Here is a 14,159-nt window from a genome sequence, read left to right on the forward strand (position 1 = left end):
GATTCGCATTCATGGGTCGGTGCGCGGTTTCGGAGCATTATCGAAACGCGATGGGTGGCCACGCCAGCGATCATTTCGTCGAATCCCTGTCAGTCGGACTAACAGATGCTCAAGCGATACCCTTCGATCCAGTCGATGCAGGCGTTCCTGCAGGCCGCGCGGGTCGGCAGTTTTTCGAGCGCGGCGCGTCAGCTGGCGCTCACGCACAGCGCGATCAGCCAGCAGATCCGCTCGCTCGAGGAATTCATCGGCCAGCCGCTGTTCGCGCGGGCCGGCGGCCGCGTGATCCTGACCGACGCGGGGACGCTGTTCGCGAACCAGTTGTCGGACGGGCTCGAACAGATCGATCGCGCGCTGTCGTCGGTCAAGGGGCGCACGACCGCGCCGTCGCTCCGGCTCGACGTCGATCCTGAACTGATGCAGGGTTGGCTGCCCGCACGGCTGCCGGAACTGATGCGCACGCTCGACGACACGACGCTGACGGTGCTGTCCGCGCCGCGCCACGACCGCGATGCGTTCGATCGTGTCGATATTGCGCTGCGCTATGGCTACGGGGAATGGGAAGGCGTGGACAGTGCACTGGTCTGCCCCGACCGGCTGACCGCGATGGCCGCACCGGCACTGCTCGCCCGCTACGGGCTCGCCGCGCCGCTCGCGCCCGAGCAGGTGCTGGAGCTGCCGCTGCTCGGCTATACGAAGCGTTCGTGGATTCCGTGGCTCGAAGCGGCCGGGCTGGCGCCCGTCGAACCGGAGACGATCGCCGTGTTCGACAACGCGGCCGGGCTCGTCGCGACGCTGGCGTCAGGGTGCGGCGCGGGACTGGTGCGCGGGCTGCTCGCCGCCGATGCATTGCGCGACGGCCGGCTCGTCGAGCTCTGCACGATCGCGATTCCGACCCACTACAACCTCCACGCGATCTGGCCGCGCGAGCGGCACGCACGCGTGAAACCGCTGATCGACGCGATCGGCGCGCTGGTCATGCAATCGCTCGCGCGCTGACCCGCGCGCTTCAGGCAGTGAATTCCGCCGCGACCTCGCGCACGGTATCGAGAAATGCGCCGAGCACCGCCGACGTATCGTCCGCGCGGTAACGCGCCTGCAGCGATACCTCGAGCGCCGGCGGCAACAGCGGCACGAACGCGACGCCGCCCGTCGAGATCTGCCGCGACGACGCCGGCAGCAGCGCGACGCCCAGCCCTTCGCGCACCAGCGACAGCAGCGTGTGCACTTCGACGACCTCGTGCGCGATCCGCGGCGTGAAGCGCGCATCGACGCAACTCTGCTGCAGGAAGCGCGCCAGTTGCGAATGCCGCAGGCCGAACGACACGAACTGCTCGCCGGCCAGCTCGCCGAGCGCGATCGCAGCGCGTGATGCGAGCGGATGGCCTGGCGGCAGCACGGCCACGGCCGTCTCGCGCACGACGATCTCGCTGCGGATCGACGGATCGTCCTGGAACAGCCGGAAGAAGCACACGTCGAGCCGCTTCTCCTTCAGCGCATCGATCTGCGCGGCCGGCGTCATCTCGTGCAGCGACCAGTGCACGTGCGGATGGCGTTCGGCGAACACGCGCAACGCGTGCGGGATCGGCGCGACCATCGCCGAGCTGATGATGCCGACCGCGAGGCGCCCGACTTCGCCACGCCCCGCGCACCGCGTCAGATCGATCGCGCGATCGAACTGCGCGACGATCAGCGGCACCTGTTCCTTCAGTGTTTTCCCTGCCTCCGTGAGTGCGACGCGATGCTGCGAGCGCACGAACAGCGCGGTGCCGAGCTGCTCTTCCAGCAGCCGGATCTGCTGGCTCAGCGGCGGCTGGGAGATATGGAGCCGCGCGGCGGCGCGCCCGAAATGCAGTTCGTCGGCCAGCACCGCGAAGTAACGCAACACACGCATGTCCATATCGCAAACGTATCAAGAGCGTCAGTAAAAAATATTGTACAGAGCACATTCGGCTTGTGACACTCGGTCTCAAGCAGCAGTGCACGCCGCAGTGTGTCACTCGATGCCGGCGAGGGGAAGGCGCGAAAAAAAAGCGCCTTGCAAAGGGCCGCATGAATCCGACCGACAGGTCGCTTCATCGACGTGCCTGCCCGCGACCCGGCAACCGGCTTTTCCGGTTCCTCTCAAGGAGATCGAGTAGATGATCATCGACACCAGCTGTTACCCGACGAATCTCGTCGACCTCGCGTGGCGCCACGACGGCCCGCCGTTCACCGGCGAACGCCTGATCGAGACGATGAACGGCCCGTTCCTCATCAACGGCAAGCCGCGCCGCGTGGACAAGGCGTTCATCCAGCCGCCGCAAGGCAACACCATCTATACGTATACCGACGGCGAAAAGTCGGGCACCGAATCGATCGACGCGTACATGGCGTACACGGTCGAGATGGTGCACCGGCATCCCGACCGCTTCATCGGCTGCTTCGTCTACAACCCGCGCTGCGGCGTGGAGAACGGCGTGAACGCAATCGATCACTACGTGCGCAAGCTCGGCTTCAAGATGGTGCAATTCCAGGCCAACATGCATGCGTACCGGCCCGACCGCGCGCTCGACTGGCTGCGCCCCGCGCTGAAGAAATGCGCGGAACTCGGCGTGCTCGTGAAGCTGCATACCGGCGACGGCCCGTACAGCATCCCGACCGAGTGGGTGCCGATGATCAAGGAATTCCCGACGGTCAATTTCATCATGGCGCACTTCGGTGTGCAGACGGGCGGCGTCTACTGCTTCGAGCCGTTCCAGCTCGCGATGGATCTGCCGAACGTGTATTGCGAATCGGGCTGGTGCCTGCAATCGCGCATCGTCGAATTCGCGAAGGTGCTGCCGAAGCACAAGATCCTGTTCGGCTCCGACACGCCGCCGAACGAACCGGGCATGTGGCTGCGCCTGCTCGAAGTGCTGTGCTTCGACCCGCCGCAAGGGATGAATCTCGACGAGGACACGCTCGAGGATTACCTCGGCAACAACACGGCGCGCATGATCGGCCTCGAACCGACGCCCGCGCCGCGCACCGTCGACGAAGCGAAAGCGTTGCTCGCCGCCTGACGCGCGCCCCTCTCTCCCGATTCCGGAGCATTGCATGATCATCGATACGCACCTGCACCCGACCAACCTCGTCGACGAGGCGTGGCGCCATACCGGCGAACCGTTCACCGGCGAACGCCTGCTGAAGATGATGGACGGCCCGTACATCATCAACGGCAAGCCGCGCCGCATCGACATGGGGTTCATCCAGCCGCCGCCTGGCAACACCGGCTATCGCGACGGCAATCGCCGCGGCCGCGACGGCATTCGCGACTACATGGCGTACATCGCCGAACTCACGCAGAAGTACCCCGACCGCTTCATCGGCAACTTCACGTACAACCCGCGCTGGGGCCCGGAAAACGGTGCGGCGGAGCTGGAATTCCACATCAGGGAGTACGGCTTCAAGATGGTGAAGCTGCACGCGAACATGCACGGCTACCGGCCCGACCGCGCGCTCGACTGGCTGCGCCCAGCGATGAAGGTGTGCGCGAAGTACAACACCGTCGTGCTGATCCATACGGGCGACGGGCCGTACACGATTCCGACGCAGTTCTACCCGATCATCCGCGAGTTTCCGATGGTGAACTTCATCATCGGTCACTTCGGCATCCAGACGGGCGGCAACTACTCGTTCGAAGCGTTCTGGATGGCGATGGACACGCCGAACGTGTATTGCGAATCGGGCTGGTGCTACCAGTCGCGGATCGTCGAATTCGCGCGCGAGCTGCCGCGCAACAAGATCGTGTTCGGCACCGATTCGCCGCCGAACGAGCCCGGCATGTGGCTGCGCGAGCTGGAAATGCTGTGCGGGCCCGCGCCGCAGGGGATGGATCTCGACGAGGACGGCCTCGAGGACTACATGGGCAACAACATCGCCCGCCTCGTCGGCATCGAGCCGACCAGGCCGCCGAAGGATCTCGACGAAGCACAGAAGCGCCTGACGGCGACCTACGTGTAACGCGCCGGCGCCCGGACCGCGTGCCGCCACGGGCATGCACGCGGTCCGGCCTTTTCCCTTCCGCATCCGACGGAGTGCATCATGGCGTCGAGCCTTTTCGCCGAGCAGCAGGATTTTCATCACTTCGCGACCGCCTATCGCGAACGCTTTCCGGACGACGTGCTGACGATCGCGCAGCCGCTGTCCGCCGACCAGGACGTCACCGCCGTCGTCGCGTCGCTCGCCGCGCGCGGCCGGCACGAGATGCTCGTCTGCGAGCGCATCGACGGCCTGTCGACGCCGCTCGTCACCAACGTCTTCGCGTCCCGCACGCGTATCGGCCGGCTGTTCGGCGTCGACGCGAACCGGCTGTTCGACGCGTGGCAGCAGCGCGCGAACGCGCCCGTCGCGCCGGTCGTCGTGCCGCACGGCCCCGTGCTCGATCATGTGGTCGAAGGCGACGCGGTCGATCTCGCGCACCTGCCGATGATCCGCCACTTCGAAACGGATCGCGGGCCATACGTGACCAACGCGGTGATCGTCGCCGAAGATCCGGTGACGGGCATCGCGAACCTGAGCTATCACCGCTCGATGCCGCACGCGCGCAACGCGCTGGCGACGAGCCTGCATTCGCGCGGCCATCTGTGGCGGATGCTGCAAACCGCGAAATCCCGCGGCGACACGCTGAAAGTCGCGATGGTGATCGGCGCACATCCGCTCGTCATGCTCGCGGCCGCCGCGCGCGTGCCGTTCGGCGCGGACGAACGCGCGATCGCGGGTGGGCTGTTCGGCGCGCCGTTGCAGCTCGTGCGCACACCGCGCCACGGCATCGGCGTACCCGCCGCCGCCGAGTTCGTGCTCGAGGGCACGATCGATCCCGACGCGCACGCCGAAGAAGGCCCGTTCGGCGAATTCACCGGCTACTCGTCGGATCGCTCGACCAACAACGTGCTGCGCGTCGACACGATGATGCGGCGCGACGACGCATGGCTCGTCGACGTCGTCGGCGGCCCGTACGCGGAACACCTGACACTCGCGCGGCTGCCGCGCGAAGCCGAGATGAGCGAGAAGCTCAAGGCGCGCTTTCCGGCCGTCACCGCGATCCACTATCCGAATTCCGGCACGCATTTTCACTGCTACGTCGCGCTGAAGCAGTCGCGCGACGGCGAGGCGCGCCAGATCATGCTCGCGCTGCTCGGCTGGGACCCGTACCTGAAGAACGTCGTCGCGGTCGACAGCGACATCGACATCACCGACGACGCGCAGGTGCTGTGGGCGATCGCGACGCACTTCCAGCCGCATCGCGACCTGTTCGTCGTCGACGGGCTGCCCGGCAGCCCGCTCGACCCATCGTCGTCGGCCGACGGCACGACGTCGCGAATGGGCGTCGACGCGACCCGCGGCGCGCGCTTCGACGGCGTGCGCGCCCGGGTCGGCGACGCTGCAATGCAGCGTGCCGCGCATCTCGTCGCGCAACTCGCCGGAGCGCCGCGATGAGCGCGCGGCGGCTCGTGGTTGGCATCAGCGGCGCGTCCGGCTTCGTGTACGGGATACGGCTGCTCGCGCTGCTGCGCGAACTCGACATCGAGACGCACGTGGTGGTGTCCCGCGCCGCCGCGCTGACGATGGCGCACGAGACCGATTTCAAGCTGTCCGACGTCGCCGCGCGCGCGAGCGTGCTGTACCGCAGCGACGACATCGCCGCGCCGATCGCGAGCGGCTCGTTCCGCACGCTCGGGATGATCGTCGCGCCGTGCTCGATGAAGACGCTCGCGGAGATCGCGAGCGGGCTGTCGGCGGGCCTGATCGCGCGCGCCGCCGACGTCGCGCTCAAGGAACGCCGCCGGCTCGTGCTGCTCGCACGCGAAACGCCGTACACGCTCACGCACCTGCGCAACATGGCCGCCGCGACCGAGATGGGGGCGATCGTCGCGCCGCCCGTGCCGGCGTTCTATGCGCGCCCCACGTCCCTCGAGCAGATGATCGACCACACGCTCGGCCGCGTGCTCGACCTGTTCGACCTCGATTCCCGCACCGTCCATCGCTGGAAAGACAGCGAATCACGGCCCCATCCGCAGCCCAACCGACTCAACGGAGACGCGTCATGACCCACATCCACACCACCCACAGCGACGTCCAGAAGATTCCGGTCACCGTGCTGACCGGCTTCCTCGGCGCGGGCAAGACCACGCTGCTGAACCATATCCTGCGCGAGAAACACGGCCGCAAGATCGCGGTGATCGAGAACGAGTTCGGCGAAATCGGCATCGACGGCGGCCTCGTGCTCGAATCGACCGAGGAAATCTACGAGATGACGAACGGCTGCGTGTGCTGCGTGGGCGCGGTGCGCGAGGATCTCGTGCGGATCGTGCGGATGCTGGTCGCCCGGCCCGACCGGCTCGATCACATCATCGTCGAGACGAGCGGGCTCGCCGATCCGTATCCGGTCGCGCAAACCTTCTTTCTCGACGATCCGATCGCGAAGGAAGTCGCGCTCGATGCGGTCGTCACGATGGTCGATGCGAAGCATATTCGCGCGCACCTCGACGATCTCGTGCTCGACGGCCGCGACAACCAGGCGGTCGACCAGATCGTCTGCGCGGACCGCATCGTCATCAACAAGGTCGATCTCGTCGACGCGACGGACGTCGGCGCGCTGACCGCGCGGCTGCGCGAGTTGAACAGCACCGCCGAGATCGTGACGTCGAGCTACGCGCAGGTCGATCTCGATCGCATCCTCGGGATCGGCGCGAACGAATTCGCGCAGATTCTCGTCGAGAGCGACGGGCTGGCGGTCGAGGCGCCGCATGCGGACGAACACGAACACACGCATGCGCACGGCCACGACGCACACGGCGATCATCCGCACGACGACCACGACGATCACCACGAACACGACGCAAGCGTATCGTCGGTCGGCATCGAAGTCGACGCGGACGTCGATCTCGACGCGCTCGAAGCCTGGCTCGGCGAGCTGCGCCGCGCCGACACCGCGAACCTGTTCCGGATGAAGGGCATCCTCGCCGTGCAGGGTCGCGCGCAGCGCTACGTGCTGCAGGGCGTGCACGGCGTGATCGAACTGCGCGCCGCGCAGGCGTGGGGCTGCGAGCCGCGCTCGTCGCGCATCGTTTTCATCGGCCGCGATCTCGATCGCGCCGCGCTGACCGACCGTTTCCATGCCTGTCTCGCCGCGCCGGTCGCGGCCTGACGGGCACGCCAGGCGGGTGCGCCATGCGCCCGCCCGATAACGAACCTCAGGAGACACGCCCATGAACTCTGCTTCACATCCCGTCGATCGGGTCCTGCCGCGCCGCCAGATGCTGACGCTCGGCCTGCAGCACATGCTCGTCGCGTATATCGGCGCGATCGCGGTGCCGCTGATCGTCGCATCGGCCTTGAAGATGTCGCCCGCCGATACGACCGTGCTGATCAGCACCGCGCTGTTCTGTTCCGGCATCTCGACGATCCTGCAAACGGTCGGCGTGTGGAAGCTCGGCGTGCGCTTGCCGATCCTGCAGGGCGTCGCGTTCAGCAGCGTCGGCCCGGTGATCGCGATCGGCCTGACGCCGGGCGTCGGGTTCGCCGGCGTGTGCGGCGCGGTGATCGGCGCGGGCATCATCACGACCTTCGCGGCGCCGCTGGTCGGCCGGCTGCGCCGCCTGTTCCCGCCGGTCGTGACGGGCTGCATCGTCACCGTGATCGGGCTGCAGCTGTTTCCGGTCGCATATCAGTGGGCCGGCGGCGGCGACGCGGCGAAGCTGCAGTTCGGCGAGCTGTCGTTCCTCGCGGTCGCGCTCGTCGTCGCGGTCGTGATCCTCGCGGTCAACCGCTTCGCGAACGCGTTCCTGCGCAACCTGTCGGTGCTGATCGGGCTGGTGGCCGGCAGCCTGCTCGCGATCGCGCTCGGGATGGGCAACTTCACGAACGTCGCGGCCGCGCCGTGGTTCACCGTGCCCTACCCGTTCCATTTCGGCACGCCCGTGTTCGCGATCGTGCCGGTGCTGACGATGGTCGTCGTGATGATCGTGCAGATGGTCGAATCGATGGGCCTGTTCGTCGCGATCGGCGACATCGTCGAGAAACAGGTGAGCGAGGAGGACGTCGTGCGCGGGCTGCGTGCGAACGGCATCGCGAGCGCGATCGCCGGCACGTTCGCCGCGTTTCCGTTCATCGCGTTCATGGAGAACGTCGGGCTCGTGATCCTGACCGGCGTGCGCAGCCGCTGGATCGTCGCGGTCAGCGGCGTGCTGATGTGCGTCGTCGCGCTGGTGCCGAAGATCGGCGCGATCGTCGCGTCGACGCCGTCGGCCGCGCTCGGCGGCGCGGGTATCGCGATGTTCGGCGTGGTCGTCGCGGCCGGCGTGCAGACGCTCGCGAAGGTCGATTTCGAGAACAACCGCTACAACGTGCTGATCGTCGGCTTCACGATCGCGACCGCGCTGATTCCGGTGATGGCGCCGAAGGTGTTCGCGCACATGCCCAACTGGACGCAGCCGTTCCTGCACAGCGGCGTCGTGATCGCCTGCCTCGTGTCGGTGCTGCTCAATGCGTTGCTCAACGGCGTGCCGGCGGCCGCCCCCGTTGAAACGCATGCCCGTGCCGATGCCGCGCCCCGCAGCCCGATGGCGCGCGAGTGCGACTGACCGGCTTCATGCCACGCGCGGCCTCACGGCGGCGCGCGGCGCACGACAACCCGTGACCCGACTATCCGAATCCGAGGAGACCCGACCATGAGCGTTCCTTGTTCTTCGCTGCTGATCCGCCACCCGCTCGCGGTCATGAGCGGCCACCCCGGCGACGCCGCGCGGCTCGGCCGGCCCGACCTGCGCATCCGCGACGGCCGGATCGAGACGATCGCACCCGATCTCGCGCCGCTACCCGGCGAGCGCGTGATCGATGCGAGCCATTGCGTCGTCTATCCGGGCTGGATCAACACGCACCATCATCTGTTCCAGAACCTGCTGAAAGGCGTGCCGGCCGGCATCAACGCCGACCTGCAGGCATGGCTTGCCGCCGTCCCGTATCCGCGCGTCGCCCGCTTCACGCCGGAGCTCGCGCGCATCGCCGCGCGGCTCGGCTTCGCGGAACTGCTGCTGTCCGGCGTGACGACCTGCGCCGATCATCATTACCTGTACCACGCGGGCGGCACGACCGAGACCGGCGACCTGCTGTTCGACGAAGCCGCCGCCTTCGGCATGCGCTTCGTGCTGTGCCGCGGCGGCGCATTGCAGGCGGCCGGCGATCATCCGGGGTTCGCCGGCACCGCGCTGCAGCCCGAGACGCTCGATCAGATGCTCGCGGATATCGAACGGCTGAAGGCGCGCTATCACGACGCGGGCGCGGCATCGATGCGCCGCGTGGTCGTCGCGCCGACGACGCCGACCTTCTCGCTGCCGCCGGACCTGCTGCCGGAAGTCGCGCGAGCGGCGCGCGGCATGGGTCTGCGGCTGCATTCGCATCTGTCCGAGACGACCCGCTACGTCGATTTCTGCCGCGAGCGCTACGGCAAGCTGCCCGTCGAATTCGTCGCCGAGCACGAATGGCTCGGCCCGGACGTGTGGTTCGCGCACCTCGTTCATCTCGAGGCGAGCGAGATCGCGATGCTCGCGGAAACCGGCACCGGCTGCTCGCACTGCCCCGTCAGCAATGCACGGCTCGGCAGCGGCATCGCGCCCGCGCCGCGCATGGCGGCGGCCGGCGTGCCGGTGTCGCTGGGCGTCGACGGCGTCGCGTCGAACGAATCGGGCAGCATGACGCACGAGGCGAATTTCGCGTGGCTCGTGCATCGCGCGGCGCACGGCGCGTCGGCCACCACGATCGAGGACGTGCTGCATTGGGGCACGCAAGGCGGCGCCCGCGTGCTCGGGCTGGATGCGGTCGGCACGCTCGGGGTCGGACAAGCCGCCGATCTCGTGCTGTACGACGTGAGCGGACCGCGCTTCAACGGTTTCCACGACCATGCGATCGCGCCGGTGGCGGCCGGCGAGCCCGCGCCGGTGAAGTACAACATCGTGAACGGTCGGATCGTGGTGGACAACGGCGAGATCCCGGGGCTCGATCTGGCCGCGTTGCGCCGTGCGGCCGTCGCCGCGGTGCGGCAGTTGCTCGACTGAGTGGAGGCCATCCGATGAATCCGCGCATCCGCATCGGCATCCTGACGCCGTCGTCGAACACCGCGCTCGAGCCGCTGACGAGCGCGATCGTCGCCGGCCTGCCACACGTCAGCGTGCATTTCGCGCGCTTCACCGTGACCGAGATCGCGCTCAGCGCGGCCGCGCTCGACCAGTTCGACGCGGCGCACATCCTCGTCGCGGCGCGGCAGCTCGCCGACGCGCGCGTCGACGTGACCGGCTGGAGCGGCACGTCGGCCGGCTGGCTCGGCTTCGAGCGCGATGCCGCGCTGTGCCGCGGCATCGAAAAAGCGACCGGCATCCCGGCGACGACGTCGGTGCTCGCGCTGAACGAGTTGCTCGAGCGCACCGGCGTGCGGCGGCTCGGCCTCGTCACGCCGTATCTCGGCGACGTGCAGCAACGGATCGTGCGTCAGTATGCGCAGCTCGGCATCGACTGCGTGGCCGAACGGCATCTCGGGCTGCGCGACAACGCCAGCTTCGCGGACGTGCCCGATACGCAGCTCGCGGCGTTGATGCGCAAGACGGCACAGGCGCGGCCGGATGCGGTGGCGACGTTCTGCACGAACCTGCATGCCGCGCATCTGGCCGGGCCGTTCGAACAGGCGACGGGCATCGCGGCTTACGACACGGTGTCGACGGTCGTGTGGAAGGCGTTGCGGATGGCCGGCGTCGATACGGGCGTGCTGGCGCGGTGGGGAAAGCTGTTCTCGATGAGTTGATGCTTGTCGGTCAGAACTGCCAATCCTGCTGATGCATGAATTCTTCGAGATCAATGCATGGGATTTCGAAATGCGCGCATACATTGGGTATCTTCGCTGCATGCGGTTTAGGCACAAGTCCGTCGCCCGCATGCAACCATCCCTCTTCCGTCACAACCGTCCCCAGACAGACCTTGGCGCACGCTATAACGAACGGATCAGCGACTGGCGTCCCTTTGAGTCGCTGCTGTTGACCGATAAGTGCCTGAAAATGTTTGATCTGCAAAATCGAAGCGACAAACCGCAATTCGTCCGCGCTCGGCGTCGTGAACAGTGATCGGTTGCCTTTCACCCACGTCAATACATCTGCACTGACAGCCTGGCGCTCGATCTCGTTCAACACTTCTCTAGTCGAAATCAATCGCCTCTGACCCACGAGCTTTTCGATGCCCTGCCAGATACTTCGGAACACACGCGGATAGAAATGTTGCAACGATCGAATGGAACTGGTGTCAAACACATAAATCATGCACCGGCCCCATGAAGAACATGCTCTTCGAATCCGGCAAAGCTTTTGGGTTTGATGCCGAGAAAGTCCGCGGCCTGCTCAAGCGTGATTTGATGCCGATAGTGGCGTCCGACGACCTCCCGAGCAAAGCGGTCACTCAGATATGCGCCTTGATTCGCATAGTAGCTTCCTCCCTTCGCCTCTCTCTGCTGCGCTGACCAGATCGTTGCCTTACGTTTGTAGAACGCCTGACTCACTCGTCCCTGGTCCAGCAATCGCCGCAGCACCGCCTCACGACTCACACCAAAATAGCTGGCCAGTTCGGCGAACATCTCGTCGGGCGCGGATTCAACGTCGGAGGGATGTCCTGCCACGAGGCGGTCGAAAGCCGATGGTGGAATCAGTACTTCCGCTGCTATGGCGTTGCAGAATCGCTCAATTTCCCGCTCCGCTTTCGGAAGCGCATCAATATAGCCGGAATCGAGCTTGCTCAACCCATTCATGCTCAGGAGCAAATGCGCCAGTTCGTGCAAAAGACTGAATATCTGACGCGTCTTCGTCGTACTGTTGTTGAGATAAATGATCGGGAATGCCTCGTCCATCAGGCAAAATCCCGAAATCTCGCGCTGCTTGAACGACGACTTGAAGACAAAGACACCAGCGTCTTCGATAGCCTTCCGCCACTGTTTGAGCGCGAGATCATCGTTACGCCACGAGGTCTGCTCATCGAGCGTGATACCCAGCAAGCGACGAACCTTGTCAGCTTGCGCCGATACAGGCTCCGACAACGAAAGCGCCAGGGATTTCCAGATCAACTTATCCGCAGGATTACGTCCGTTAAACACCTCTTTGAGCGATAGCTGGAATGCATGCGCTTGCCGGATCTGCAGATAGGTGTCGCGAGCAAGCGAGCGCATGTCCGTTTCCGGAAGCGTGCGAAACTCCCGCTGCGGAACCTTTTCCTCGGGCGGCGCCGGAAGAAAAAAAACTGCAAGCGGTCTCTTGAATACCTGATACGCGAGCTTCTCGAGTTGAGCGTATGTCGGCGCCCCGGCGCCCGTTTCCCAGTCAGCCACTTCGCTCGGCGCTGCGCGAAGCATGGTCGCGACCTCGTCGATCGACAGTCCGACCGTTTCCCTCGCCCAACGCAACACCTCAGGCTGCACGCCTTCAACCGGTTCCCGTTTCATCCTTGTATCTCTATCGACTCAAGAGGCCCCAACCACCAGCATGATAGATGGGTGTCCCGCCCACGGCCGATGCGCTCAACGTCGGCGAAACGCAGGGTCCAGCGGCAATCCGGAGCGCCGCCATAGGCCCGTTCACGATTCCATTCTAAATCATGGAGTTACATGAATGGAGCGCAGTCGTCCAATGCCGACGGACGGCCTCTGACCTTGGACTTTGCGTCCGAGCATAATTCAGATTGTCGCAAATCGTGAAGTGCAGCCCAGCAGACCCCCAGTGATTTTGCGAATCGAATGACATCGCGAGTATCCTAATAACAAGCCGTACGGGGGCAGCCCGCGGTATTCGCTCCGACCACGATGTCGGCTCGCAACCTATATCAACCTCTCTCCCGTCATCGATGGATTTCGACGTCATCGTTCTCGGCGCCGGCATCGTCGGCGTCTCCGCCGCGCTGCACCTGCAGGATCGCGGGCGCAAGGTTGCGCTCGTCGATCGCGGCGCGCCCGGCGAAGGCACGAGCTTCGGCAATGCCGGGCTGATCGAGCGCTCGTCGGTCGAACCGTACCCGTTCCCGCGCAGCCCGTTCACGCTGATGCGCTATGCGCTGAATCGCTCGACCGACCTCTACTGGCACAGCGCGTCGCTGCCCGCGTTCGCGCCGTGGCTCGCGCGGTTCTGGTGGGAATCGGCGCCGCTACGTCACGCGGCGGCCTCGCGCGACATGCTGCCGCTGATCGAACGCTGCATCGTCGAACACGACGCGCTGATCGCCCGGGCCGGCGCCGGCGAACTGATTCGCGCGAACGGCTGGCTGGAAGCGTTCCGCACGCCGGCCGCATTCGAACGCGGCGTGGCCGAGGCCGGCCTCACCGCGCGCCGCCACGGGCTCGGCATCACGCCGCTCGACGCGGCCGCGCTGCTCGCGCATGAACCGAGCCTCGCGGCGGGCTTCTGCGGCGCGCTGCACTGGCTCGACCCGAAAAGCGTCGTCGATCCGTCCGCGCTCGTCAAAGCGTATGCGCAGCTGTTCGCGCAGGGCGGCGGCACGCTGCTGACGGGCGACGCCGCGAGCCTCGACGCGCTGTCACCCGGCTGGCAGGTGAAGACCGACGACGGCCCGGCGGCCGCGCCAGCCGTCGTCGTCGCGCTCGGCCCGTGGTCCGACACGGTGTTCGGCAAGTTCGGCTACAAGATTCCGCTGCGCGAGAAGCGCGGCTATCACATGCACTACGCGCCGTCCGCGCGCGGCGTGCCGTCGGCGCCGATCGTCGATCGCGAATACGGTTACGTGATCGCGCCGATGCGGCGCGGATTGCGGCTGACGACCGGCGTCGAGATCGCGCGGCGCGGGCTTCCGCCAACGGGCGTGCAGCTCGAACGCGCGGAACGCGTCGCGCGGCCGGTGTTCGGGTTCGGCGAGCGGCTCGACCCGCATCCGTGGCTCGGCTTCCGGCCGTGCACGCCCGACATGCGCCCGGTGATCGGCCCCGCGCCCGCGCATCGCGGGCTGTGGTTCGCGTTCGGCCACAACCATCACGGCCTGACGCTCGGCCCCGTCACCGGCCGCCTGCTCGCCGAGATGATGACCGGCGAGGCGCCGTTCACCGATCCGGCGCCGTATCGCGCGGATCGCTTCTGAGCAGGCGATCCCCCGACGCGCCGCCC

The 14,159-nt window shown here is 66.4% G+C and carries 13 protein-coding genes; 10 read left to right on the top strand and 3 right to left on the bottom strand.

Annotated features, from left to right (window positions below; genetic code table 11):
• Positions 1-105: 105 nt before the first annotated feature.
• Positions 106-999, top strand: coding sequence for a LysR substrate-binding domain-containing protein (locus KU887_RS23050; RefSeq protein WP_258258290.1), 894 nt, complete (start codon positions 106-108; stop codon positions 997-999).
• A gap of 10 nt (positions 1,000-1,009) precedes the next feature.
• On the opposite strand, the gene KU887_RS23055 is transcribed toward KU887_RS23050, so the two are convergent.
• Positions 1,010-1,900, bottom strand: coding sequence for a LysR substrate-binding domain-containing protein (locus tag KU887_RS23055; protein ID WP_006484720.1), 891 nt, complete (start codon positions 1,898-1,900; stop codon positions 1,010-1,012).
• A 241-nt stretch (positions 1,901-2,141) separates the two neighbouring features.
• On the opposite strand from KU887_RS23055, the gene KU887_RS23060 reads away from it, so the two are divergent.
• From KU887_RS23060 to KU887_RS23095, 8 genes are all read left to right on the top strand, one after another.
• Positions 2,142-3,044 carry an amidohydrolase family protein gene (locus KU887_RS23060; RefSeq protein WP_058903431.1) on the top strand — a complete coding sequence of 301 codons (903 nt, stop codon included), beginning with the start codon at positions 2,142-2,144 and terminating at the stop codon, positions 3,042-3,044.
• Between the two features lie 34 nt (positions 3,045-3,078).
• A complete protein-coding gene (locus KU887_RS23065) occupies positions 3,079-3,984 on the top strand; it encodes an amidohydrolase family protein (RefSeq protein ID WP_006484751.1) in 906 nt (301 codons plus the stop codon).
• A gap of 81 nt (positions 3,985-4,065) precedes the next feature.
• Positions 4,066-5,460 carry a UbiD family decarboxylase gene (locus KU887_RS23070; RefSeq protein ID WP_006498780.1) on the top strand — a complete coding sequence of 465 codons (1,395 nt, stop codon included), beginning with the start codon at positions 4,066-4,068 and terminating at the stop codon, positions 5,458-5,460.
• Positions 5,457-6,071 carry a UbiX family flavin prenyltransferase gene (locus tag KU887_RS23075; RefSeq protein WP_058903433.1) on the top strand — a complete coding sequence of 205 codons (615 nt, stop codon included), beginning with the start codon at positions 5,457-5,459 and terminating at the stop codon, positions 6,069-6,071. The genes KU887_RS23070 and KU887_RS23075 overlap by 4 nt, the downstream gene beginning before the upstream one ends.
• The gene (locus KU887_RS23080) at positions 6,068-7,171 is read left to right on the top strand and encodes a GTP-binding protein (protein ID WP_048985080.1); all 1,104 of its coding nucleotides are present in this window, start codon (positions 6,068-6,070) and stop codon (positions 7,169-7,171) included. The genes KU887_RS23075 and KU887_RS23080 overlap by 4 nt, the downstream gene beginning before the upstream one ends.
• 61 nt (positions 7,172-7,232) lie before the next feature.
• Positions 7,233-8,606 (top strand): nucleobase:cation symporter-2 family protein, encoded by a 1,374-nt coding sequence (locus tag KU887_RS23085; protein WP_006484715.1) that lies wholly within the window; start codon positions 7,233-7,235, stop codon positions 8,604-8,606.
• 87 nt (positions 8,607-8,693) lie between these two features.
• Entirely contained in the window at positions 8,694-10,076 is a 1,383-nt protein-coding gene (locus KU887_RS23090; RefSeq protein ID WP_060263742.1) for an amidohydrolase family protein, read from the top strand.
• A gap of 14 nt (positions 10,077-10,090) precedes the next feature.
• Positions 10,091-10,816, top strand: a complete 726-nt coding sequence (locus tag KU887_RS23095; protein ID WP_258258296.1) for an Asp/Glu/hydantoin racemase — start codon at positions 10,091-10,093, stop codon at positions 10,814-10,816.
• Between the two features lie 10 nt (positions 10,817-10,826).
• Here KU887_RS23095 and KU887_RS23100 read toward each other — a convergent pair whose 3' ends face one another.
• Both KU887_RS23100 and KU887_RS23105 read right to left on the bottom strand, forming a co-directional pair.
• Entirely contained in the window at positions 10,827-11,324 is a 498-nt protein-coding gene (locus KU887_RS23100; RefSeq protein ID WP_012493518.1) for a PIN domain-containing protein, read from the bottom strand.
• Positions 11,321-12,493 (bottom strand): XRE family transcriptional regulator, encoded by a 1,173-nt coding sequence (locus tag KU887_RS23105; RefSeq protein WP_006484766.1) that lies wholly within the window; start codon positions 12,491-12,493, stop codon positions 11,321-11,323. Before KU887_RS23105 ends, KU887_RS23100 begins: the two co-directional genes overlap by 4 nt.
• Before the next feature lie 398 nt (positions 12,494-12,891).
• Here KU887_RS23105 and KU887_RS23110 point away from each other — a divergent pair, with 398 nt between their 5' ends.
• A complete protein-coding gene (locus KU887_RS23110) occupies positions 12,892-14,133 on the top strand; it encodes an FAD-binding oxidoreductase (protein WP_006484725.1) in 1,242 nt (413 codons plus the stop codon).
• Positions 14,134-14,159 lie beyond the last annotated feature (26 nt).

The organism is Burkholderia sp. EMB26 (genome assembly GCF_024730645.1).
Classification (GTDB): Bacteria; Pseudomonadota; Gammaproteobacteria; order Burkholderiales; family Burkholderiaceae; genus Burkholderia; species Burkholderia cenocepacia.